This window comes from Streptomyces laurentii (genome assembly GCF_040635425.1).
Lineage (GTDB): Bacteria > Actinomycetota > Actinomycetes > Streptomycetales > Streptomycetaceae > Streptomyces > Streptomyces laurentii.
In genome coordinates this window covers 1-22,496 of sequence record NZ_JBEYHT010000093.1, presented here as the reverse complement: position 1 = coordinate 22,496, position 22,496 = coordinate 1, and the positions used below count along the sequence as shown (strand labels likewise).

The window sequence follows — 22,496 nt, the reverse complement described above, 5'->3', positions numbered from 1 at the left end:
GGTGGGGGATTTAATTATAAATCTGAAACGGCCCCTCGATCGTTTTTGGGGACCACTTGGGGACCAACCCTGTCTTGGCCGTGTCAGCGGGCGACGGCGAGCGGGCTCGGAAGGGTCCGGGGGGCGCGGAGCACGCTGAGGTGCGCGGTCAGTGCCGCGCCGGCGGCGGTGGTCTGACGGACGTCGGGGTGCGGGTAGCGCTGGGTCGTGGTCATCGCGGCCCATTGGACCGAGGCCGGGCAGCTGCCCCGGTTCGCCCGGTTCCCATGGACTCGATCCGTTGGCGTCGTCAAGGGATCGTGTGACGACTGGGCGAGGCGGATCCCCGACGCCGTATTTCTGGCGCACTCCGACCGCCCTCCCTGAAGGACCGTCGAGACCGCAGCCCTAAACGTGACGCAGCGCTACACGCCACCTGGCTGTGGCTATACGAGAACAGGGCCGAGTAAGTCGTTGGACCGGTTCCGGCATGGTGGTCAGCGGTCGTGGTGGAAGGTGTAGCCCTCTGTGGGGAGTTCTGCGGGTACCTGCCGGAGCGGGTGGCGGAAGAGGGTGTTGGCCTGGCGGGTGCTGCTCAGCCGCAGACTGTCGGCGAGGTGGGCGTCGAGCTGGGCTGAGTGGAAGCACATCTTGGAGTCGAGCCGGTCGGCGCGTTTGGTACGGAAAGCGAGTTCGGTGGCCGGTGCGGGGCCCCCGCTGCGGTCAGCCCCCGGTCAGCGCGGTGCGGCCCATCGATGCCGTTGGACTTGTTGTCCATGTCTGGAATGACAATCTAATATGAGGATGGCAGGGTGCCCGCGTGCCGCGAGACCCAGTGACAGCACGTCGAGCGAGTAGAAGCCGGAATCGCCCATGAACGCCGAACAGCACTCAGCCGTCACCGCCCCCCACCTGTACGACCGGTCCGGGAAGCGCTACTCCTTGGACGACCCCCGCTGGCGGGGCGAGGACGGCAGCCCCCTCGCTGTCAGTGCACTGCCGGGCCTGCGTCCCGAGCAGATCGACACCGCCGAACGGTCCCTGTGGCGCTACCACGCGGCCCTGCCCGTCCCGGCCGCCCGCCGGGTGAGCCTGGGCGAAGGGTGCACGCCGATGGTTCCGCTCGACTGGGCCGGCCGACGCGTCCACTTCAAACTGGAGTGGTTCAACCCGACCTCCAGCTTCAAGGACCGGGGCGTATCGGTGATGATGTCCCACCTCGCGGCGCACCTCGCCGACCGCGTACTTGAGGACAGTTCGGGCAACGGCGGTTCCGCGGTGGCCGCCTACGCCGCCGCTGCCGGTATCCACGCCAAGATCATCGTTCCCGCCGCCACCTCGGCGGCCAAGATCCTTCAGGCCCGCGCCTACGGAGCTGAGATCGAGCTCGTGGGCGGCACCCGCGACGAGGTCTCGGACGAGGCGATCCGGCAGTCGGAGCGGATCCCCTACGCCAGCCACAACTGGCACCCCATGTTCATCCAGGGCACCAAGACCATCGCCTACGAGATGTGGGAGTCACTCGGCTTCACGGCTCCCGACAACGTGGTCCTCGTGGCCGGAGCCGGCAGCAACGTCATCGGGTGCGACATCGCGTTCGGTGAACTGCTCCACGCCGGTCAGATCGACAGGCTCCCGCGCCTGTTCGTCGGGCAGCCCGAGCACTGGGCGACCATCGCCGACACGTTCAACGGCATCGCCCCGGCCGGCCGCGGCGAGCGTGTGCCGACGATCGCCGAGGGCGCGTCCATCGCTCACCCGGTCCGGCTGCCCGAGGCGGTGGAGGCCATCCGCCGCTCCGACGGCGCCGCCTACGCCGTCCCCGAGGCGGAGATCCACGCCGCGGTCCGCGCACTGAGCGCGCGGGGCCTGTACGCCGAGCCGACCAGCAGCGTCGCCGCGGCAACACTCGATCACTTCATCAAGACCGGGCAGATCGCTCCCGACGAGACGACCGTGGTGGTACTCACCGGCGCGGGACTGAAGTCCGCCGAGAAGATGGCCGCCGTGTTCGCCGGGCACGGTGAGGGCCCTCACGAATCGAGCAGCGCCCGATGACCCACCCCACCGGCCGTGCGGACGACGAACGCGCCGCCCGGCCCGCCGTGCCGGAAGACAAGCGCCGCGTACCGGACGACGAGCACCTCCTACGGGAAGCCGAGCGCATTGCCGTCGCCGTCGGGCGCATGTTCCCGGGATTGTGCGAGGTCGTCCTGCACGATCTGCGCCTACCCGACAACGCCATCCGCGTCATCGAGAACAACCTGTCCGGGCGGCAGATCGGCGACCCCGCCACCGAGCTGGGCCTGCGCCGCATCGCGGACCCCGACTACCCCGGCGTCATCCAGAACTACAGCAACCAGTTCCCCGATGGACGCCCGGCCAAGAGCACATCTATCGGCATCAAGAACGCCGAGGGACGTTATGTCGCGGCCCTGTGCCTGAACCTGGACGTCAGTACGCTGTCGCCGCTGGCCCTGACCCTGGCCAACCTCGTCGCCACGGACGTCGAACACCAAGGCGAGGTCCTGGAGACGCTGCGCGACCGCACCGAACGCGAACTCCGGTCGGCCATCGACTCCTTCGCCGCGGAGCGTTCCAATACCCCGCGTGGTCTCAGCCGGGACCAGAAGCGCGAGCTGGTACGTCGGTTGCATCGCGAGGGCTTCTTCGAGACCCGCAGTTCTGCACAACTCATCGCCGACCAGTTGGGCGTCTCCCGGGCGACTGTCTACAACTACACGAAGCAGCCGTACCGATGAACATCCCAGGACCGGCCACGACATCCCTCAGGAAGAGCATCCATGACCGACTCCCCGACCCGCCGAACGACCGGTTCCGGCAACATCCGCCTGGCCAACAGCACCGCCATGATCGCCCCGCTCGGCCACTACTCGCACGTCGCGGTCCACAACGGCGTCGCCCATGTATCCGGCCAGCTACCGCTTCGTGCGGACGGCACCCCCGCGACGAAGGAGCCGTTCGGCACCCAGGCGCGGATGGTCCTGCACAACCTCGACAACTGCCTGGCTGCGGTCGGCACGGATCGTGACCACTTGATCTCCGTGACCGTCTACGTCACCGACATCGCCCAATGGCCCGAGTTCGACGCGATCTATTCCGAATGGCTCGGCTCGCATCGGCCCGCCCGCGCGGTCGCCGGCGTGAGCAGCCTGCACTACGGTGCCGCCGTCGAGGTCCAGGCCGTCGCGGCCATGGACGCGGGCGGCTGGGAATGACCGAGCGGGCGGCGAACGCCGCCTGACCGGAGGTCTCTGCGTGCTGACCTCCGGCGGCAGCATCGACAAGATCCACCCTCCAGGGTGACGGCCGCGGGGAACAACGGTACAGCCGTTGGCACTGAAAATGATCGGGTGGCACGTACGTGATCTTCTGGAACCCGTTCGCCGGCGGGTGGTTCTGCGACCGGGGCGACGAGGAGGACTGCCTGCTCGGCGAGGCGCACGCGCCCATCGAGGGCGCCGTCGTCCCCCGGCCAGCCGACGTGGTGTCCGCGGTGATGCTCCGGTTCGAACCGCGGCGGCTCGACGCGCTGCCGCTGAATCGCGGCAGGGCGGGCCGGAAACGTTGTCGATTTCGTCGTGCGGGGAGAGGAAATCGCCATGCCAGTTGACGCTGATGAGTGGCATGTGAGGGTGTTCATCCAGCCAGGCGCCGGCGGCGTGAAGGACATCGCCCTCCTCCGCGCTTGTCTCGGGTTCCGAGAAGGCGTAAGGCACGTTGACCGAACTAACTCACGTGTTCTCGCAGGTCAGGTGGGGTTTCTGCTAGCTTCCCGGCATGTCCGGTGAACAGCGTCCCGGCAGGGATCTGAAGAACTTTGTGCTGCCTGAGTTAGGCCAGTTACTGGAGACGGGAGACCCCTGGGAGCCGTATCAGGTGCTGGACTCGTTCGGACGGCCGATCGAGCCTGTCGCCACGTACCTCAGAGACCTGATGGCAGCGGACAGTTCGCCGTTGACGCCACGCTCGTACGGGATGGATCTGCTGCGCTGGTGGCGCTACCTGTGGGCTTTCGGCATCGAGTGGGACCGCGCGGTTCGAGAGGATGCCCGGGACTTCATGCTGTGGATGAAGCTGGCGGACAAGCCGGTGCGTGTCCACTGGCGTCACCGCGGCAAGGACCCTTCTGAGATACCTCCGGCCCGGCATGACAGTCCGGCGCCGGGATCTCCGAACCCAGTGACGGGCAAGCCCACCGTCGGCAAGAAGTACGCGCCCACTACCCGGGCGCATTGCGAGACGGTGCTGCGGACCTTCTACGACTTCCACCTGGAGCGCAACACCGGATCGCTGCTGGTCAATCCCTTCCCCCTGGTCCGCAGCCGGCGCTCGGCGCGAGCCAACGCCCACCACAACCCAGAGAAGGAACACAACAAGCAGCGCACCGGCCTCTACCGGCCCAAGGTCCCCAAGCGGATCCCGCGCCGCATCCCCGACGAGAAATACACCGAGGTCTTCGCGGGTCTCCGCTCGCACCGTGACCGTGCCCTCCTGGCCTTCTGGGTCGCCACCGGCGCCCGCGCCGAGGAACTGCTCACGGCCAAGCAGGGCGATGCGGTCGTCGGCCAGCAGACCATCGGCGTGATCCGCAAGGGCACGCGCGCCTACCAGGAACTGCCCGCCACCCCCGACGCGTTCGTCTGGCTGCGGCTCTACCAGGAAGAATCCTGGAACAAGGGCGTCCCCCGCCGCCGCGCGCAGCCGCTGTGGTGGACTCTGCGCCGCCCCTGGCGGCCGTTGGGGTACGACGCGGCGCGCATGATGTTCAACCGCGCCAACGAGCTCCTGGGCGCCAACTGGACTCTTCACGACCTGCGGCACACTGCGACGTTCTTGATGCTCGACGATCCGAACATGCCGCCGGTTTACGTTCAGCACATCCTCGGCCATAAGCATCTGTCCACCCTGGACATCTACAACCGGCCCACCAGGGACGACGTGATCTCAGCAGGGCTCGCGCACCACGCCCGCCAGGAGCACAAGCGCAACAACCCGCCTCCGGCCCCGCCCGCGCCGGCCTACAACCGGGACTCCCTCGACGTCCTCTTCGGCGGGAGCCCCGGGTGACAACTACCACCGTCCCGCTCGTCACCCCGCCAGCCCTGACCGCGAAGAGCCTGGCCGGCAGCGAGATCGATGCCCAGCTGCAGAGGTTTCCGCCACGTAGCCCGGGAACCGACTGGCCCACTACCCGGATCTCCCGCGAGGAGGTCCTCCACAGGTTGGAGCGGCCGCCGTTCAAAAACGGCAAGGACTCCACCCACCAGATGCGGATGGTCGGTGCGCGCCTGCTGCTGCGATGGCTGGAGACCTTCGAGGGGAAGACCTGGCAGCAACGCTGGAACGCCAGCCCGGGCTCCGCCACCTCGGTCGGCTGGACCGAGGCCCCGCTTGCCTGGGGGATCGTTCACGGCAGGAGGCCACGGAAGGCGGGGCTCGGGTCCGGGCTGCTGGCCCTGGTCTGCGCTGATGTCATCCGTCCCAGCATGCCGTGGCTCGCCAGCAGCCTGTCCCCTCACCTGCGCGAAGCCATCGAAGCCGCCCGCGATCCCAAGGGATTTGCCGAACTTCGTGACGCACGCATGCCCGGACAGCCGGACCCGCGGCGCACATCGAAGGCGCTCAAGGCCGTGGCCCGCATCCTCGCGGCGAAGGGCGGCGGCATCGACGACATCGTGGTCGGCGATGTCCTCGAACTGCTGTTGGCGGCCACGGGGACCTCCACGAGCCACACGCGACTCGCCTACGCCCTGCTTCAGAGCCGCGGCCAGTTTCCCCCTGACGCACCCAAGACCCTGCGGAGCATCGAGATACGTGCCGGACAGGTGAGCCCGGCCCAGCTCGTCGACCGGTTCGACGTGAAGTGCAAGCCGATCCGCGACCTGCTCGTCAGCTACCTGACCGAGCGACAGCCCTCCATCGACTACGTCACGTTGGTGCAGCTGTCGAGCAATCTGGTCGGCTACTTCTGGGCCGACCTGGAACGGCACCACCCCGGGATCGACAGCCTTCACCTGGCCCCGGAGGTGCGTGACGCGTGGAAGGCCCGGATCGCAGTCAAGACGGTCAAGTACCGCATGCCGAACGGCACGGTCGCCAGAACAACAGAGCCACGCATCGCAGCCTTGAGTATCAGGACGGCAGTGCGGGGCTTCTACCTGGACATCGCCGAGTGGGCTCTGGACGAGCCCGAGCGCTGGGGACCGTGGGCCGCTCCGGCCCCGGTGACAGAAGCCGACTGCTCTGCCAAGAACGTCGAGCGGGAGGTCCGCACCAGATCCGATGCCCGCACCCGAGAGAGGCTGCCGGTCCTGCCCGCGCTGGTACAGGCAGCTGCCCGCCGACTGAACGAGGCCAAGGAGCGACTGGAGGCATTGGAGGCAGCTGACCTGGGATCCACCATCACGGTACTCGGCGAGAGCTTCACCCTGCCCCGATCTACCGAGCGAGCCGGCGGCAAACCTTCAACGGTCGTTGACGCCACAGGAGCGAGGCGCGACTTCCGAACGGAAGAGAAGCTGGCCTTCTACGGCTGGGCGACCGTGGAAATCCTCCGGCACACCGGGATGCGCATCGAAGAGCTCAGGGAACTCGGCCACCACAGCATCATCAGCTACAAGCTGCCGACCACCGGAGAGGTGATCCCGCTCCTGCAGATCGCGCCCTCCAAGACGGACCAAGAGCGCCTCCTGCTGGTCAGCCCGGAGCTCGCCGACGTTCTCAGCGCCGTGATCAGCCGTGTTCGCGGGCATGACGGCAGGGTGCCGAGCATCCCGTCCTATGACCTGCACGAGAAAGTCTGGAACCCACCCATGCCGCTGCTCTACCAGTGGCCCGTAGGCGGCGAAAACAGGACGATCTCCATCACCACGATCCGCCAGTCACTCAACACGCTGCTGGCGGATACCGGCATCACCGACGCCCACGGACAGCCGTTGACCTTCCAACCGCACGACTTCCGCAGGATCTTCATCACCGACGCCATCCTCAACGGCTTGCCGCCGCACATCGCCCAGGTTATTGCTGGTCACGACCACATTGGAACCACGATGGGGTATGCCGCGATCTACCCGGAAGATGCCATCGAGGCTCACCGAGCCTTCATCGCCCGGCGCCGCGGTCTACGACCCGTCGGGGAATACCGGGCGGTGACCGACGAGGAGTGGCAGGAGTTCCTCGGGCACTTCGAGCGGCGCAAGCTGGCCCTGGGGCAGTGCGGCCGAGCATACGGAAGCAGCTGTGTCCACGAGCACGCCTGTGTGCGATGCCCGGTACTGATCGTGGGGCCGGACGAACGGCCCCGTCTGGAAGAGATCCGCGAGAACCTCCACGCCAGGATCACCGAAGCCGAACGAGAAGGATGGCTGGGCGACGTCGAGCAACTGACCGTCAGCCTCACCGCAACCCACGACAAGATCAGCCAGATTGACGCCAGCGAGAGGCGGAAGAGCTCGCCGGTATTCGTCGGAATGCCGACGATCAAGCAACTAGCGGTCCGGGAAGCCCAGAACCTGAACAAGACGGACTAAGCACGCCGCAGTCGGACGCTAAACGGCCTCTCTGGCGATAGTTCGGAGAAGGCATGTAAGGGGACATGCCGATCACCTACATGCCTTACAAGTATCCAAGGGTCGTCAGGCATGTTGGGGACATGGGGCAGTCTGCTAGACCTCGGTTCGGTCGAACCGGGGTCCCACCGCGCCGCTTTCGGTCGGCTACCTGGTCGCGGCGGTCTGGATTGTGTCGGCGATGCCCCGCCACGCTGCTGCGCGTTCGACTGCTGGTGCCGGCGGCGGCAGCGCGTTCCGGCCACGGAGCGGTTGCGCCAGTCAGGCCCTGCCGGTTACCGGGTCACTGCACGTCCTCCAGTACACCTTGCCGTCGTCCCGGACACACACCTCGAATCGGACGATGGCGCCGTCCACGAAGTCATAGTTGTATTCGGCCGTGGTACCGGCACCCTTCGAGTTATGCATGTCACCGATGTAGGCGTTGTCGACGGTCACCGTTCCATAGCAGCCGGCGCCGTCCTTAAGGTTGTCGTTCAGGTAGAAGTGTTCGCCATAGTCATCGAACTGGAGGTCGCACGCGCCGTCCGAGTACCCGTCGAAGGGTCGACTCCAGGCTCTGGCGTCGGAGCCAGCCCAGGCGGATCCGGAATTGGTGAAGGTGAGCGTGATGGTCGCGGCCGTAGCGGCGAGTACGGTCGCTGTGCGTTTGAGCGTAGACATCCGTGCTCCTCGTTCAGTGGCGGGAATGCTGGTCAGGCTAGGGCGGAGTCCTTGCCGCAGGTATCGATCCACAGAATGCCGTTGTCGGTGATGCATACCTCGAACGTGATGGAGGCGCCCTCGGGGAAGTCGTAGTTTCGGTGAACCGTGGTGCCAGCACCCTTGGTGTTGGTGAACGTGCCGGTATGGCCTGCGTCGTCCTCCCAAGAGGCGTAGCAGCCGGCGCCGTCCTTGAGATTGTCGTTGAGGTAGAAGTGATCACCGTAGGAAACGAACTGGAGGTCGCAGGCGCCGTCCTCGAGATTGTCCCATTTCACGCTCCATGCCCTGCCGTTGGTACCCGCCCAGGCGGATCCGGAGAAGGTGAAGCCGAGGGTCAGGATGCTGGCCGTAGCGGCGAGCACGGTCATGGCGCGTTTGATCCTGGGCATAGGTGTTCCTTACTTAGGGGTCGGTAATTCGGACAGAGCGTGCTACTCGTGCGTAGCCACGTTCTAAGGGAAGCCCACAGGGCCGCAGCGTTTGCACAGGTATTGGGCCGTCAGCTTCGACGCGACTCTCCCCCTTGTTGTTCGAACAACGTCTCCGCACAGGTGATGTTTCGCGGTGCGGACCTACGCCTCAACGAGCGACCACCTGCACCGATCACTTTGCTGCTCGCTTGACCTGACAACATCAGTCAGCCGCACGATCTCGAGCGCCTTGAGGCGGAGGCTGTCCCAGTCGCCCTCATCCTGCGGGAGGACACCCATGGGCTGAGCCGGCCGGGCTTGCGCTTGCCGGGCGCCAGGGCCAGAGGCCGTATCGGCTGATGGTCCTTCCGACGGCCGCCGGGGAGATCCCGCAGGGTAGGGCGAGCCGGCGCATGCTGAGGCTGGTGCGGCAGTACATCGCCACCAGCAGGACCCGCTCACCCAGTACTGGGTGAGCTGAGGTGGTGCCGATCGCCTTGGTGGTCGGGGACGGTGCGACCGCGATGAACTCCCGGCGGCGGAGGCCCCTTTTCGTGAATCCGCCGGTAACGGGACAGGTGACACGGCAGGGTGAATCGCGTGTTCGTCCCGGGCGGGGCGAGCGCGGGGACTGCTATCACTTCGGGTGACCAAGTGGTGGTGCAGGGTCGTCATTCGCGTGTGTGTGGTGGTGCTGTTCCTGTGGCCCCGCGTACCTCGGTCATCGAGGAGCACTCCATGAAGATCCGCGGTCCCGGCCGTTCCGTCCGCGTGGCCGCCGGTGCGGTGGCCATCGGCCTCGAGATGGGCCCGAGCGCCGTCACTGCGCGGGCCGCAGGCAGTCCCTGGTGCTGGGCAACGTCCACATAGGACGTACGCCGACAAGCGCCTGGACATCCGGGACCAGAGCGCGGCGGACGAGGCGTTCATCGTCCGGAACAGCCGCACCAGCGGCTTAAGTCAGAGCTTCCGCATCGGTTGAGCCTGAAGCCTGAAGCCTGAAGAACGAAGGGCTGACGGGCACTGAGGCCCGATTGCCCTTCGGGGTCGCACGGCACTCCCCGCAGCGAGCCGGCCGGCCGGCGGATGTGGCGGACAGACACCGAAAGGCTGGGCGCGGGAGGGGACTTACCGGGACGATCATCGTGAATGACGGCCGACCGCGCGGATGCGGCCAGCCCTTCATGGGAAGACAACGGAAGGAAGAGCCGTGGTACGAAGTCTGGTGACCGCGACGCTGGCCGCCGCGCTGGCCGCCACCTCGCTCGGCGTCGCCGAGGCCGCGGAGGCCCCGTCCGATGCGACGAGGTCGGGCGTCATGCAGTTGCTGCCGTTCCCCGAGGGGCACGTGTCGTCCTCCGCGGACCTGATCAACGACGCGGGACAGATCGTCGGGGCGACGTCCGACGGACGCGGGGTCCACACGGCCACCCGCTGGGACGCGGACCTGTCCATCACCCCGCTCAAGGCGCTGACCAGCGCCGGCACGCTCGTCTGGACTCGGGCGCTGGGCCCCGACGGAACCGTCGCGGGGGCCGCGGACGTGGGAGACAGAGTGGACCACGCCGTCACCTGGGACGCGTCGGGCACCCCGACCCGCCTGGAAGAACCGGCCGGGTACGTGAACAGCACCGCCAACGACATCAACGAGGACCATGTCGTGGTGGGCGTGGCATCCGACAACCGGGCGGCCCGCGCCGTCCGCTGGGGACGCGACGGCACGGCCACCCTGCTGCCGCTGCCGTTCCTCGCCCGCTACAGCGAGGCCCTGTACGTCGACGCGCAGGGTGTGGCCTACGGCTGGGCCAGCAGCGGCTACACCAAGCAGGCCGTGCGCTGGGACACCGAGGGCAACGTGACCGAACTGGGCACCTTCGGCGGCCAGTGGTCCGAGATCCGCGACGTCAACGACCGGGGCACCGCCGTCGGTTCGGCCGCCGCGCCCGGCTACGAGTCCTGGGCCGCCATCGCCCCGCCGTCCGGAACCTTCCAGCAGCTGCCGGGCGGTGTGGACAGCAGCTCGGCCGTCGACGTGAACAACCACGACGACACCCTGGGCGCCGTCAACTCGCAGTACACGCTGTGGAAGGACGGCGCCATGATCCCGCTTCGCCCGCTGACGGGCACCCAGTGGGTTCAGGTGTACGGGCTCAACGACTCCGGCACGACAGTGGGACAGTCGGGTAACTCGGCCACCGTGTGGGACGTGAACGGAACGCCGACGGCCCTGCAGACAGGCCCGATGGCCGACTCCAGCGCCGCCAACGAGATCAACAACGCCGGCCAGGTCCTGGGATGGGCCTACACCTGGGACCAGGGAAGGCAGGCCGCGGTCTGGCGCTGACCCGCCTACGGGAGGAGTTCCTCGATGTCGTCATCCGAGTAGTCCATCCGCTCGCCCTCGGGGTTGAACGGGTCGGCGGCGACGCCGGCTGCCGGACGAGGTCGAGGACGTCCCGCGTGCTCTGTGGGACCGTGTTCCCGGGCTGATGGGAAGAGATCTGGGGGACGAGGTCGTCCGGGTCGCCGGCAGGGGAGGGGTCCGATTGTCCCCGGGCCCGCTCAGTCCCGGCTACAACGACAGAGCGGCGGGTCTGTCGGCAGGGGCAACGCACAAATGCGTTGCGGCCGTTTCAGCCGATTGCTAACGTCCCCGGCGTGCTGATCGAAGTCGACAGAGCCTAGCCTGAGCCCACCGTCCCACGGTGCTGGTCCAGGCGTCCCGAAAGAACCGAACGCCAGGATGTCGGCGTGGCGGGCGTGTGTGCTCTCCGCCCCCTGCTCAGTAGCTCCGGCCTTGCTCCGGCCTGCTGTCCGACGATCGCCTTCACCACCGCCGCGACAGGTCTTCTGTCGGCCTGAGTACGTGGTTGTTCTCCCGTATGCCGTTGTCGGGCTGTGGGCTGTGCCGTGCCTTCGTGGCCGGAGCGATGTCCCATCGAAACGGAATCATCGCCATGATGCACAAGAAGTCCCGCGCGCGAACCCGTCACCGTCGAGCCCAGTGGAGAATCGCTGTGCCCGTCGTGGTGACGTGCGCCAACGCCGCCTGTGGCCGGCGGACCCCGCCGCACGCCGCCTGCCGGCACTGCGGAATGTACCGGGGCCGTCAGGTGATGCCGCCGGCGTGACGCCTTCTCGGGAACGATGACGCCGGGTCCCGTCCCGTCCGCATCCGCGGCGACGGGACCCGGCCGTGGTCGCTCGCGTACGGCCTCCCTTGAGAGGCCGTACGCGGCCCGGAGCGCATCGGGAACGGTGCCACCCGCCTCTCCCTCAAAGGCGGGAAATTCGCCCATTCGGGCGGTGTGGCCAGGCGGGCGACGGGTAGCGGTGGACAGCGGGTCCTGTCGTCGATCCCGTGTGCTTCTCTCTCGGCAAAGTGAGGAATTCCCGTGGCGGTTCTCGCGGAATCTGTCGAATCGATGGAACAACTGGCCGTGGCCTGGCGGGCCATGGTGCTCGACCGGGACGAGAACGCGGATGTCCGCGATCTCCCCGGCATCGCCGTCCGCTGGGCCGACTGCCGGTTCGCCTTCTGGAACTGCGTGACGCTGACCGATGTCGGCGCCGACGCCGGGCTGCTGGAGCGGCGGCTGCGTGAGGCGGCGGACGTCATGCGCGCGAAGGAACGGTCCGGATTCCTATGGGTGTTCGAGGACCTGATCGCGGACGAGGCGCGCGGGGGACTGGAGACCGCGGCCGCGCGGGCCGGCCTCGTGCACGCCTTCCCCGGCACCGGCATGGCCGGAGACCTGCTGCCCCTGCCCGAGCCCGCCCACCCGGATCTGACGTTCGTCCGCGTGACGACCGACCAACAGCTCCAGGCGTACGCGGACATCAACTCCCGCGCGTACGGCTTCCCTCTGGAAGACGGCCGGGACGGCATCGGCGGCTCCGCGCTGTGGAAGAGCGGGGTGCACGCCTATCTGGGCCTGCGCGACGGCGTCCCCGTGACCTGCGCCGCGACGGTGGAAGCCGCCGGCCGTCTGTTCGTCGTGCTCGTCGCCACGGACCCGGTCTGGGAGCGCCGCGGCTACGGCGAGGCCGTGACCAGGAAGGCGCTGTACGAGGGGGCCCGCGCGACCGGGCTGACCCGCGCCACCCTCCACGCGACCGCCGCCGGGGCGCCTGTATACCCGCGGATCGGCTTCCAGCCGAACTCGCCGATGCACTTTTACGCGCTCAGGGGCTGACCGGCCGGGAGCCGTGCGCGGCCCGTCGTCGTGTGCCGCTCCCCTCCCCCGCTCGGTCGCGTCCGGGTCCGAGCAGCGAAGGTGCCCCTCCTGGACCGTGTGTCGCCTCAGGACGCCCGAGACCGTTCAGGAGAGTGTCGACGACGAGATCCGCCGCCCGAGCGGGGCTCAGGTCGGGCATCTGGCGGGATGCAAGGTGGATGAGCCGGGGAAGAAGCACGCCGGCCCATCCGGCGGGGAGTCCCGGGCGGAGCAGGCCCTCGTCGGTGGCGCGCTGGAGGAAGGTGTCGACCTCTGCGACGCAGGCGTCGCGACGTGCGTGGACGGTGTCGTCGGCGAGCATGCGGGCGAGGTCGACCGGCCAGGTGCGGTTGACGGCGATGATGTTCTCGACGTAGCGGTGCAGGGCGACGGTGACGGGTGCCTCGCGCAGCCGCGCCTCTTCGATGGCCCGCTCGATGGCCGTGAGGCGGGACGTGTAGATGGCCGCGAGGAGTTCCTCGCGGGAGGCGAAGCGCCGGTACACGGTGCTCCGGTCCACGCCCGCCTCGGCGGCGATGCTCGCGATGCTCGCGCCGGGGTCGGCGGCGAGCATCCGCGCTCCGGGCGCCCGCCTCGTCACCGGGGGTCCGCGGATTCCCGAGGGCCTGGAGAGGGCAACTACGTCACGCCGACCGTCTTCGCGGACGTCGACAACTCCATGCGGATCGCGCGGGAGGAGATCTTCGGCCCGGTCCTGGTCGTGCTCGCCTACGACGACGAGGACGACGCCGTCCGTATCGCGAACGATTCCGAGTACGGCCTGTCCGGCGGAGTCTGGTCCCGCGACGAGGAGCACGCCTTGGCGGTCGCCCGCCGCCTCCGGACCGGCACCGTTACCGTCAACGGCGCCCCCGTCGCGTTCGACGGACCGTTCGGCGGCTTCAAGGCCAGCGGCATCGGCCGCGAGTACGGCGCCGCCGGCCTCGGCGCGTACACCGAGTACAAGACCATCACCGTGTGACCGTGCGGCCCGCCCGCCGGCCTCCCCGCCTTGGCGAGGCCCTGTGTGCCCGCGCCGGACCCCTCCGGCGCGGGAACACCCGTCGGCGCATCCGGATCACGCGGGGGAGCGGACCGCCGCGTCCTCCCGCCGCCGGCTCCCCGGCTCCAACCGGAGCTCGCGGCCCTGCCAGCCGCGCCGCAGCCAGCGGTCGTGGCTGGCGACGACGATCGCGCCCGGGCCGGTGCCGAGCGCGTCCTCCAACTCGTCGCACAGACGCGGCGAGAGATGGTTCGTCGGCTCGTCAAGGAGCAGCAACCGGGGTGGACGGGCCACCAGGAGTGCCAGCGCCAGACGGCGGCGCTGCCCCACGGACAGCCGGCCGACCGGCTTGTCCAGGTCCGCCTCGTGCAGCAGACCGAGCGTCTCCAGCGGCACCCGCTCCGCCCGCGCCCCGCCCAGCGACAGCTCGTACGTGGCGCGGACCGTACGCCCGGGTCGTGCGAACACGGTGTCCTGGGTGAGCATCCCCACGGGCAGCCCGTCTCGCCGCAGCACCTCGCCTTCGGCGGCCAGGTGGCCCGCGAGGACGGCGAGCAGGGTCGACTTGCCCGCCCCGTTGCCGCCCGTGACCAGCAGCCGGTCGGACGCCGCCACCTCCAGGTGGTCCAGCGTGAGCCGGCCCGGCACCCGTACGCCGGACAAGGCCACCAACGGGCGGGGATCTTCCGCCGGTTCGGCCGTCGGCGGACGGGATCCCTCCTCCGACGCGGCCGTCAGGTCCCCGGCCGCGAACCGGAGCGGGCGCGGCGGCTGGGCGACCTGGGCGCGCTCCAGCTCCTCCAGCCGCCGGGTGGCGTCGCGCGCCCGGCGGGAGATCTGGTTCTGGACCCGGCCCGCGCGGTGGCCGTAGCCCATCTTCTCGTTGTCGGTACGGCCCCGGTCCGGGGCCAGCCGGTGCGCGGTCACCCCGGCCGACCGCCGCAGCTCCGCCAACTCCCGCTGTTCGTCCGCGTACCGCCGATCCCAGCGTTCCCGTTCGGCGCGCTGCGCGGACAGATACGCGGTGTAGCCGCCGCCGTAGCGCACCGGGCCGTCCACCGCCGGGTCGAGGTCGACCAGATCGGTACACACGGCGTCGAGGAACGCCCGGTCGTGACTGGCGATCACCACCGTCCCGGGCATGCCGCGGACCTGCTCCTCCAGGAAGGCGGCGGCGGTGTCGTCGAGGTGGTTCGTCGGCTCGTCGAGGAGCAGCGCCGACGGACGCCGTACGACCAGCGCGGCCAGCGCGAGGCGGCCGCGCTGCCCTCCGGAGAGCGACGCGAGCGTGCGGTCGTGGCCGACCGCGCCGAGGCCCAGGCCGTCGAGCACCAGGGTGGCGCGGCGGTCGGCGTCCCAGGACTCCCGGTCCTGGGCCTGCTCCAGGCGGCTGCCGTAGGCGTCGAGGAGCGCGGGGTGACCGGGGTCGTCCGCCGTTGTCCGGGCGAGTTCCGCGCCGAGCCGGTCGAGCTCCGCGAGGTCCGCACGGGCCTCGCGGAGTGCCTCGTCCAGCACGACGGCGAGGGTCGTCTCGCCGTCGAACGGCATCTCCTGGTGGAGAAAGCCGAGATCCACGGGACGGACGACGTCCCCGGCGTCGGGTTCGTCCACGCCGGCGAGCACCCGCAGCAGGGTGGACTTGCCGACGCCGTTCTCCCCGATCAGGCCGACGCGACGGCCGGGGGAGAAGGTCAGGCTGACGCCGTCGAGGACCCGGCGGCCGCCGAGGACACGGACGAGGTCACGGGCGAGCAGAGCGGGCTGGGGCACAGGTGTCCCTTCGAGGGGTCGGTGGACGGCCCGCCGGGCGTACAGCCTCGGGCGCGGGCCAGGGCACACCGACGGGTCACACCGCGGGCGCCCCGGTCTCCGTCAGCTTCCCGTCGGCCAGCCGCAGCCAGCGGTCGACCCCGATCTCGGCGAGGAACCGCTCGTCGTGGCTGACCACCATGAAGGCACCCTGGTAGGAATCGAGCGCGCTCTCCAGCTGGCCGGCGCTGACCAGGTCGAGGTTGTTGGTCGGCTCGTCGAGCAGCAGGAGCTGCGGGGCCGGTTCGGCGCACAGCACACAGGCCAGGGTGGCGCGCAGCCGCTCGCCGCCGGAGAGCACCCCGACCGGCAGATGGGCGCGGGCACCGCGGAAGAGGAAGCGGGCGAGCAGGTTCATCCGCTCGGCCTCCGGCCGCTCCGGGGCGAACGCGGCGAAGTTCTCCGCCACCGTACGGTCCAGGTCCAGCAGGTCCAACCGCTGGGACAGATAGGCGATCCGGCCCTCGCTGCGCTTGATCTCCCCGTCGCTCGGGGCGAGTTCGCCGGTGATCAGCCGCATCAGGGTGGTCTTTCCGGCGCCGTTGGGGCCGGTGAGCGCGATGCGCTCCGGGCCGCGGACGGTCAGATCGAGACCGCCCGCGGCGAACACGTCCTCGTCGCCGAGACGTACCTGCATCCCCTCGCCGAGGAACAGGGTGCGGCCGGCGGGCACCTTGGTGTCGGGCAGCTCCAGGGTGAGGCGCTGCTCGTCGCGCAGCGCGCGCCCGGCCTCGTCCAGGCGGGCTTTGGCCTCGCTGACCCGGGAGGCGTGCATCTGCCCGGACCGGCCCGCGGACTCCTGCGCGCCCCGCTTCATGTTGCCCGCGAAGATACGGGGCAGACCGGCGTTCTTGAGGTTCTTGGCGGCGTTGCTCGCGCGGCGCTCCGCGCGCTCGCGGGCCTGCTGCATCTCCCGCTTCTCGCGCTTCAGCTCCTGCTCGGCATTGCGCACGTTCTTCTCGGCGACCTCCTGCTCGGCGCGGACGGCCTCCTCGTACGCGGTGAAGTTGCCTCCGTACAGCCGCAGTTCGTCGCTGCCGAGCTCGGCGATGCGCTCCATCCGGTCGAGCAGCGCGCGGTCGTGACTGACCAGGAGCAGGCAGCCGTTGAAGTCCGACAGGACGTCGTACAGCTTGTGCCGGGCCTCCAGGTCGAGGTTGTTGGTCGGTTCGTCGAGCAGCAGGACATCGGGGCGCTTGAGCAGCTGGGCGGCGAGGCCGAGGGACACGACCTGGCCGCCGCTGAGCGTGCTCAGGCTGCGGTCCAGGGCGAGACCGGCCAGGCCCAGACGGTCGAGCTGGGCGCGGGTGCGCTCCTCGATGTCCCAGTCGTCACCGATGGTGGTGAAGTGCTTCTCGTCGACATCGCCGGACTCGACGGCGTCCAGGGCGCGGATCACGTCGGCGATGCCGAGCACCTCGCCGACCGTGAGATTCCCGGTCAGGGGCAGGCTCTGCGGAAGGTAGCCGAGCGTGCCGTCGACGGTCACCGTGCCGGTGGCGGGCCGGAGTTCACCGGCGATCAGCTTGAGCAGGGTGGACTTGCCGGAGCCGTTGGGGGCGACCAAACCCGTACGGCCGGAGGGCATGCTGAAGGTCAGGTCGTGGAAGACGGGGGTGTCGTCGGGCCAGGAGAACGAAAGGTTCGAGCAGACGACGGCGGCGTCGGACATGGTGAGACCTCGGAGGTACTGAGGGCAGAAGAGAGTCCTCTGCCCAAGGCAGACGGGGAAAGGTGGTACGACGAAGCCGACCACTTCGGCGGCGGCGCTCTTCAGCACCGGCCGGTGGCCGTCAGGTCCGGATCTCACCCGGAGATGTCGTCGTCACCCACCATGTCTGCGACTCCTCGATGAAAAGGTCGATGTCCCGCACAGGGTAGCAGGCCGTTCCGAGTGCCGACGTCCATCGGACGCGGGGCACACGTATGCGTCTGCTGAGGCGGCGGAGGGGTGACATGCCGCGGAGGTGTGCCCCGTCCCCGTTCGGCGCTTCGGTCCGCACGGCGACCGCCGTCGCCCCTCGGACAGGTGACGACGGCGGTACGGGTGGCCCTGGCGCGGTCCCGGGGGCGCTCAGGCCTCGCCGCGGATCAGCGCGGCGGCGCGTTCGGCGATGGCGTAGACGGTCGCGTTGGTGTTGTTGGACGGGATCGAGGGGATGACGGAACCGTCCGCGACGCGCAGCCCTTCGAGCCCGCGGACCCGCAGCGCGGAGTCCACGACGGAGGCCTCGTCCTCGCCCAGCGCGCAGGTGCCGATGGGGTGGCAGTAGGACGTGTACGCCGTGCGCGCGTAGGCGGTCAGGGAGGCGGCGTCCGTGACGTCCGGCCCGGGGACGACTTCCTCGGGGCCCCAGGGCGCGAGCGCCGAGGAGCGGGCGATCTCCCGCGCCGTGCGGATGCCGGACAGCGTGGCCTGGATGTCCCGCTCGTCGGTGAAGTAGCCCGGGTCGAGCACCGGCCGCGCGTACGGATCGGCCGAGCTGATCCGCAGCGTGCCGCGGCTGAACGGCCGGATGGGCGAGATTCCGATGGCGAAGCCGTTCTCCACCGGGATCTCCGGGGGCGGGAAAGGGAAGTCGATGAGGATGAACTGGAGGTCCGGGCCGTCGAGTTCGGGCTTGCTGCGCAGCAAGCCGATGATCTCGCCGTGGTTGCCGCGGCCCGGGGGCACCGTGCGGCGGGCGCTGTGGACGACGGTGAGGAGGGGATGGTCGTGCAGATTGCGGCCCACGCCCGGGAGTTCGTGGAACACCTCCACCCCCGCCTCGCCCAGTTCCTGCCCGGGGCCGATGCCCGAGCGGAGCAGGAGCTGGGCGGACCCGATGGAGCCGGCCGACAGGACGACCTCGCGTGCGGCCCGTACCCGGAACACCCTTTCACGGACGCCGTATTCGACTCCGACGCAGCGCCGGCCCTCGAAGAGCAGCCGGTGCGCGGTGGCTCCCGTGACGACGTCGAGGCCGCGCCGGCCCAGCGCCGGGGCGAGGTAGGCGTCGGCGGCGCTCTGACGGTGGCCGTCGACGATGTTGAGGTCGACGGGGGCGAAGCCCTCCTCCAGACCGCCGCTGATGTCGTGGGCGCGGCGCTGTCCGGTCTCGACGGCGCCGTCGAGCAGGGCGAGCAGGATCTCGTTGGGCTCGGCCATCGGGGCGACGGTGAGCGGGCCCGAGGTACCGCGGCCGGGAGCGCCGCTGACGGCCGTCTCGGTGCGCTGGAAGTAGGGCAGCAGATCGTCGAAGGTCCAGCCCTTGGCGCCGTGTTCGCCCCAGGTGTCGTAGCTGGTCCGGTGGCCGCGGGCGAAGACCATCGCGTTGATGGAGGACGAGCCGCCCAGCCCCCTGCCGCGCGGCAGGATGACGCGGGGGCCGGAGCCCGGGCGAGAGGATCCGTCGTCCTGCGGGACGGTCGTGTCGCCCCAGTTCGCGTGTGTCTCGCCCAGGGTGAGCCAGGCGGGGGGATCGGATACGGCCTCCGGGAGATCGGCCGTGCCGGCCCCCGCCTCCAGGAGCAGGACGCGGACGCCCGGGTCCTCGGTGAGCCGGGCGGCGAGGACGCAGCCGGCGGAGCCGCCGCCGACGACGATCACGTCGTAGAGCCGGCCTTCCGTGCGCTCCGGGTCCACGGAAACCCCCGGGCTCGCTGAGGTGTGACGCTGATTCACTCCGTACTCCCTTGGTCGCGTGCTTCGGATCGATCGGTGATCCGGGTGGGTGTCGTCGATGAGAGGTGTTCCGGCGCCGTTCCCGACTATGCAGGGAGTGTCTCCGCGGCGCCGGGCTCGTCTGGCTGAATCGATGTGTCCATGAATGCGGCGGTGGCGCGTTCTCGTGGCGGGCGGTGTGCCGGCACCGAGCGGCGGGGCCGTCGGCATGCCGGCCGGGACGCCTCGCGTGTCCGGCCTGATCACGGGGATCCCCCTGAGCGGGAGCAGGACATCGACGCCTGGGGAGGCCGGCGGCGATCGGCGGCCGTATACGCGAACGGCCCGCACGCGCCGGTGTGCGAGATTCCCTCGAACGAGGTACGAGGCGGGCCGTCCGACCGCACGGCGGGTGATGCCGGTGCGCGTCACGATGACGTTCGGCCGCGCGGCGGGTAGGACACGGGAGCGGAGGGAAGCACGGGTGGTGCGGGCGAGCCGGGACACTCCGCGATCCGACCCGTGGGCCGGCTCCGGAAGAGGAGGCACCGTCATGCGCATCCCCGGTCCCGAGCGCCAGGAGGACGGCGGGCTGAGCGCGATCGCGGCCGTGGGCGGGCTGCACCGGTACCAGTTGCTCCTGCACGAGGAGTACGGTCCCGTCGTCCGCTTCCAGCTGCCGGGCGCCGACGCGGCCGTGTCGGTCGCCGACCCCGTACTCCTGGAGGCCACGGCGCACCTCGACAAGCGGCCCGAGGCGCTGTTCGCGTTCCTGGACCCGCTGTGCGAGGCGGGCAACCTACAGGTGCTTCCCACCGGTGAACACACCCCCTGGCGCAGGCTGCTGCTCTCGGTGTTCGCCGGACGCCCGTCCCACGAGCGGCACTTCGCGGGCTTCACAGAGTCGGCGCGGGAACTCGCGGACCGGTGGGCCGAGACAGTGGAGGATGAAGAGGTCGAACTGCAGAAGGAGTTGACCGCGCTGTCGCTGCGCATGATCGGCGGGTTCGCCCTCGGCGGCGGTGGCGGCGACGGCGAGGCGGGCGGCGAGGAGGAAGGGGGCGCGGACCGTGTCGTCGTGGCGTTCGAGGAGGTGCTCACCGAGCACCTGGGGCGCCTCTATCAGGTGCCGCGGACCGACCCGCACGCGGCGGAGCGCGCCGAGGCGGCCCTCGCGTATCTACGGGGGAGGGTCGACCGCGTGGTGGCGGCGCACCGCTCGGACGGGCGTACCGGCCGCAGCGACCTGATCGGCGCGCTCGTCGAGGCCGGGGAGAGCCCGGCGCGGATCCGGGACACCGTGATGATGACGCTGCTCGCGGCGCACCACACCACCGGCGTCGCCGTCTCGTGGACGCTGCGTCTGCTGGGCCGCCATTCCGACGTCGCCGACCGTGTCGTCGCCGAACTGGACCGGGTGCTCGGCGACCGCGCCGCGCCCGACTACGGCGACCTGCGGCGGCTCCCGTATCTCGACCGGGTGCTCAAGGAGTCGATGCGGCTGTTCCCGCCCGGTCCGTACGGAGCGCGCGAGACGGACGAGGACCTGGCCTTGGGCCCGTACGAGATCCCCGCGGGAACGACGGTGTTCTATCCCTTCTGGGCGGTGCACCTGAACCCCGCCTACTGGCCCGACCCGGAGCGCTTCGACCCCGAACGGTTCACCCCGCGGGAGGTGGCGCGGCGCCCGAGGCTCGCGTACATCCCCTTCGGCATCGGACCGCGCAGCTGCGAGGGCGCCGCCCTGGCCACGGTCGAGGCCCAGCTCATCCTGGCCGTCCTCCTCAAACGCCTGCGCTTCCGGCCGGTGCCGGGACACGAGGTGACACCGGTGGAACGGTTCGTGCTGTGGGCGCGGGACGGCATCCGGATGACGGTGCGCCCGAGGCGCGCGTAGCGAGGGGAGTCCGCCTCCCCGAGTCAGGTGTGTCGTGTGGCAGGGAGCCATGTCCACGCGGGGTGTGACCGCATGCTCGTGTACGTGTACGTGTACGTGTACGGGGCCGTGGTTCGGTAGGTGAACTCGGCGCATGTTCCTCCGGCGGACCATGGGCGTACTTCCCCGGGCTCACTCGGGCGAGTGATGCGGGCGTCCGGGTTCTCACCATCTGCCCCAGCCATTGCGGCAGTCACCCCGAGGTGAACGAGTCGGGGAGGTAAGGAGTCGGTAAAAGGGCGGTCGTACCACGGGGTTGACGCGCGTCGACCCGGCCGCCAACCTCGGGGGGCGGCCCGGCTGGCGGGTCGTCTCAGGCCTGTTCGGCGATGGAGGTCCGATGCACAGATCCACCGCTCAGTCCCGCCCCGTACGCCTGCTCCTGTCGTTCGTGATGTTGCTGTCGTCCGTGGTCGTGGGTGTGGTGGCGACCGCGGGCCCCGCGCAGGCGGACGGCTGCTACACCTGGTCGCGCACCCTCTCGCAGGGGGCGTCCGGTGCCGATGTGACGGCCCTGCAGATCCGCGTGGCCGGATACCCCGGCTACGGTTCCGTGCTGGCCGTCGACGGTTCCTACGGACCCGCCACCGCCGCCGCGGTGAAGCGCTTCCAGTCGGCCTACGGCCTGGCCGCCGACGGTGTCGCGGGTCCCGCCACCTTCAGCAAGATCTACGCGCTCCAGGACGACGACTGCACCCCGATCCACTTCTCGTACGCCGAGCTGAACCAGTGCAACTCGACCTGGGCGGGCGGCGCCGTCAGCGCGACCACGGCCAAGTCCAACGCCCTGCGCACCATGTGGAAGCTGGAGGCGCTCCGGCACGCCCTCGGCGACCAGTCGATCCGGGTCACCAGCGGCTTCCGCAGCCAGGCGTGCAACAGCGCCGTCGGCGGAGCCTCGGCGAGCCGGCACCTGTACGGTGACGCCGCGGACCTCGGCGCCGGCCCGCACGCGCTGTGCACCCTGGACAAGCAGGCGCGCAACCACGGCTTCAACGGCATCCTCGGCCCGGGCTACCCCGGCCACGACGATCACGCGCACGTCGACCACCGGCCCAGTCGGTTCTGGTCGGCTCCCAACTGCGGTATCTGAAACGATCGTTCGGGCGCCTTGAGAGATGCCACGCCCCGCTGCTCCAGCATCAGGGACGGATCCGGGCCGTCCCGCTCCACGACCCGTCGCTGCCGCTCAACCTCGCGGG

At 69.8% G+C, this 22,496-nt stretch carries 19 protein-coding genes and 1 pseudogene; 12 read left to right on the top strand and 8 right to left on the bottom strand.

The window, feature by feature from the left end:
• Window positions 1–83 precede the first annotated feature (83 nt).
• Window positions 84–215 (bottom strand): hypothetical protein, encoded by a 132-nt coding sequence (locus tag ABZ693_RS34235; protein ID WP_359885385.1) that lies wholly within the window; start codon window positions 213–215, stop codon window positions 84–86.
• 261 nt (window positions 216–476) lie between these two features.
• Window positions 477–629 carry a hypothetical protein gene (locus ABZ693_RS34230; protein ID WP_359885384.1) on the bottom strand — a complete coding sequence of 51 codons (153 nt, stop codon included), beginning with the start codon at window positions 627–629 and terminating at the stop codon, window positions 477–479.
• Between the two features lie 223 nt (window positions 630–852).
• Here ABZ693_RS34230 and ABZ693_RS34225 point away from each other — a divergent pair, with 223 nt between their 5' ends.
• The 6 genes from ABZ693_RS34225 to ABZ693_RS34200 all read left to right on the top strand — a co-directional run bounded on the left by ABZ693_RS34225 (window position 853) and on the right by ABZ693_RS34200 (window position 7,532).
• The gene (locus ABZ693_RS34225; protein WP_359885383.1) at window positions 853–2,037 is read left to right on the top strand and encodes a threonine synthase; all 1,185 of its coding nucleotides are present in this window, start codon (window positions 853–855) and stop codon (window positions 2,035–2,037) included.
• The gene (locus ABZ693_RS34220) at window positions 2,034–2,741 is read left to right on the top strand and encodes a helix-turn-helix transcriptional regulator (protein ID WP_359885382.1); all 708 of its coding nucleotides are present in this window, start codon (window positions 2,034–2,036) and stop codon (window positions 2,739–2,741) included. Before ABZ693_RS34225 ends, ABZ693_RS34220 begins: the two co-directional genes overlap by 4 nt.
• A gap of 42 nt (window positions 2,742–2,783) precedes the next feature.
• The gene (locus ABZ693_RS34215) at window positions 2,784–3,218 is read left to right on the top strand and encodes a RidA family protein (protein WP_359885381.1); all 435 of its coding nucleotides are present in this window, start codon (window positions 2,784–2,786) and stop codon (window positions 3,216–3,218) included.
• Between the two features lie 146 nt (window positions 3,219–3,364).
• Window positions 3,365–3,613: a hypothetical protein gene (locus ABZ693_RS34210; protein ID WP_359885380.1), complete on the top strand. Its 249-nt coding sequence runs from the start codon at window positions 3,365–3,367 to the stop codon at window positions 3,611–3,613.
• 167 nt (window positions 3,614–3,780) lie between these two features.
• Window positions 3,781–5,070, top strand: coding sequence for a tyrosine-type recombinase/integrase (locus ABZ693_RS34205; RefSeq protein ID WP_359885379.1), 1,290 nt, complete (start codon window positions 3,781–3,783; stop codon window positions 5,068–5,070).
• Window positions 5,067–7,532: a tyrosine-type recombinase/integrase gene (locus ABZ693_RS34200; RefSeq protein WP_359885378.1), complete on the top strand. Its 2,466-nt coding sequence runs from the start codon at window positions 5,067–5,069 to the stop codon at window positions 7,530–7,532. Before ABZ693_RS34205 ends, ABZ693_RS34200 begins: the two co-directional genes overlap by 4 nt.
• A 300-nt stretch (window positions 7,533–7,832) precedes the next feature.
• Here ABZ693_RS34200 and ABZ693_RS34195 read toward each other — a convergent pair whose 3' ends face one another.
• Window positions 7,833–8,234 (bottom strand): hypothetical protein, encoded by a 402-nt coding sequence (locus ABZ693_RS34195; protein ID WP_359885377.1) that lies wholly within the window; start codon window positions 8,232–8,234, stop codon window positions 7,833–7,835.
• A 32-nt stretch (window positions 8,235–8,266) separates the two neighbouring features.
• On the bottom strand, window positions 8,267–8,665 hold the full coding sequence (locus ABZ693_RS34190) for a hypothetical protein (protein ID WP_359885376.1): 399 nt from the start codon (window positions 8,663–8,665) through the stop codon (window positions 8,267–8,269).
• Between the two features lie 1,231 nt (window positions 8,666–9,896).
• Here ABZ693_RS34190 and ABZ693_RS34180 point away from each other — a divergent pair.
• The 3 genes from ABZ693_RS34180 (at window position 9,897) to ABZ693_RS34170 (ending at window position 12,882) form a co-directional block, all read left to right on the top strand.
• Entirely contained in the window at window positions 9,897–11,030 is a 1,134-nt protein-coding gene (locus ABZ693_RS34180; protein ID WP_359885375.1) for a hypothetical protein, read from the top strand.
• 538 nt (window positions 11,031–11,568) lie between these two features.
• Entirely contained in the window at window positions 11,569–11,817 is a 249-nt protein-coding gene (gene rpmF, locus ABZ693_RS34175) for a 50S ribosomal protein L32 (RefSeq protein ID WP_435842631.1), read from the top strand.
• A 264-nt stretch (window positions 11,818–12,081) separates the two neighbouring features.
• Window positions 12,082–12,882: a GNAT family N-acetyltransferase gene (locus ABZ693_RS34170; protein WP_359885373.1), complete on the top strand. Its 801-nt coding sequence runs from the start codon at window positions 12,082–12,084 to the stop codon at window positions 12,880–12,882.
• Here ABZ693_RS34170 and ABZ693_RS34165 read toward each other — a convergent pair.
• The gene (locus tag ABZ693_RS34165) at window positions 12,872–13,477 is read right to left on the bottom strand and encodes a TetR/AcrR family transcriptional regulator (RefSeq protein ID WP_359885372.1); all 606 of its coding nucleotides are present in this window, start codon (window positions 13,475–13,477) and stop codon (window positions 12,872–12,874) included. The genes ABZ693_RS34170 and ABZ693_RS34165 overlap by 11 nt on opposite strands.
• Window positions 13,478–13,487: 10 nt before the next feature.
• On the opposite strand from ABZ693_RS34165, the pseudogene ABZ693_RS34160 reads away from it, so the two are divergent.
• Window positions 13,488–13,885 (top strand): annotated as a pseudogene (locus tag ABZ693_RS34160) (aldehyde dehydrogenase family protein); the annotation flags it as partial.
• 96 nt (window positions 13,886–13,981) lie between these two features.
• Here ABZ693_RS34160 and ABZ693_RS34155 read toward each other — a convergent pair.
• From ABZ693_RS34155 to ABZ693_RS34145, 3 genes are all read right to left on the bottom strand, one after another.
• Window positions 13,982–15,676, bottom strand: coding sequence for an ABC-F family ATP-binding cassette domain-containing protein (locus ABZ693_RS34155; RefSeq protein ID WP_359885371.1), 1,695 nt, complete (start codon window positions 15,674–15,676; stop codon window positions 13,982–13,984).
• A 76-nt stretch (window positions 15,677–15,752) separates the two neighbouring features.
• A complete protein-coding gene (gene abc-f / locus ABZ693_RS34150) occupies window positions 15,753–17,387 on the bottom strand; it encodes a ribosomal protection-like ABC-F family protein (protein WP_359885370.1) in 1,635 nt (544 codons plus the stop codon).
• A 402-nt stretch (window positions 17,388–17,789) separates the two neighbouring features.
• A complete protein-coding gene (locus tag ABZ693_RS34145) occupies window positions 17,790–19,340 on the bottom strand; it encodes a GMC family oxidoreductase (RefSeq protein ID WP_359885369.1) in 1,551 nt (516 codons plus the stop codon).
• Window positions 19,341–19,911: 571 nt separating this feature from the next.
• Between ABZ693_RS34145 and ABZ693_RS34140 the strand changes: the two genes are divergently transcribed.
• Both ABZ693_RS34140 and ABZ693_RS34135 read left to right on the top strand, forming a co-directional pair.
• Window positions 19,912–21,255 (top strand): cytochrome P450, encoded by a 1,344-nt coding sequence (locus ABZ693_RS34140; RefSeq protein ID WP_359885368.1) that lies wholly within the window; start codon window positions 19,912–19,914, stop codon window positions 21,253–21,255.
• Between the two features lie 379 nt (window positions 21,256–21,634).
• Window positions 21,635–22,387, top strand: a complete 753-nt coding sequence (locus tag ABZ693_RS34135; protein WP_359885367.1) for a D-Ala-D-Ala carboxypeptidase family metallohydrolase — start codon at window positions 21,635–21,637, stop codon at window positions 22,385–22,387.
• Window positions 22,388–22,496 lie beyond the last annotated feature (109 nt).

Excerpts from the sequence above, each read along its gene's own strand:
- ABZ693_RS34235 (WP_359885385.1), bottom strand. The coding sequence starts at position 215 with ATGACCACGACCCAGCGCTACCCGCACCCCGACGTCCGTCAGACCACC.
- ABZ693_RS34230 (WP_359885384.1), bottom strand. The coding sequence starts at position 629 with ATGTGCTTCCACTCAGCCCAGCTCGACGCCCACCTCGCCGACAGTCTG.
- ABZ693_RS34225 (WP_359885383.1), top strand. The coding sequence starts at position 853 with ATGAACGCCGAACAGCACTCAGCCGTCACCGCCCCCCACCTGTACGAC.
- ABZ693_RS34220 (WP_359885382.1), top strand. The coding sequence starts at position 2,034 with ATGACCCACCCCACCGGCCGTGCGGACGACGAACGCGCCGCCCGGCCC.
- ABZ693_RS34215 (WP_359885381.1), top strand. The coding sequence starts at position 2,784 with ATGACCGACTCCCCGACCCGCCGAACGACCGGTTCCGGCAACATCCGC.
- ABZ693_RS34205 (WP_359885379.1), top strand. The coding sequence starts at position 3,781 with ATGTCCGGTGAACAGCGTCCCGGCAGGGATCTGAAGAACTTTGTGCTG.
- ABZ693_RS34195 (WP_359885377.1), bottom strand. The coding sequence starts at position 8,234 with ATGTCTACGCTCAAACGCACAGCGACCGTACTCGCCGCTACGGCCGCG.
- ABZ693_RS34190 (WP_359885376.1), bottom strand. The coding sequence starts at position 8,665 with ATGCCCAGGATCAAACGCGCCATGACCGTGCTCGCCGCTACGGCCAGC.
- rpmF (WP_435842631.1), top strand. The coding sequence starts at position 11,569 with ATGCCGTTGTCGGGCTGTGGGCTGTGCCGTGCCTTCGTGGCCGGAGCG.
- ABZ693_RS34165 (WP_359885372.1), bottom strand. The coding sequence starts at position 13,477 with ATGCTCGCCGCCGACCCCGGCGCGAGCATCGCGAGCATCGCCGCCGAG.
- abc-f (WP_359885370.1), bottom strand. The coding sequence starts at position 17,387 with ATGTCCGACGCCGCCGTCGTCTGCTCGAACCTTTCGTTCTCCTGGCCC.
- ABZ693_RS34140 (WP_359885368.1), top strand. The coding sequence starts at position 19,912 with ATGCGCATCCCCGGTCCCGAGCGCCAGGAGGACGGCGGGCTGAGCGCG.
- ABZ693_RS34135 (WP_359885367.1), top strand. The coding sequence starts at position 21,635 with ATGCACAGATCCACCGCTCAGTCCCGCCCCGTACGCCTGCTCCTGTCG.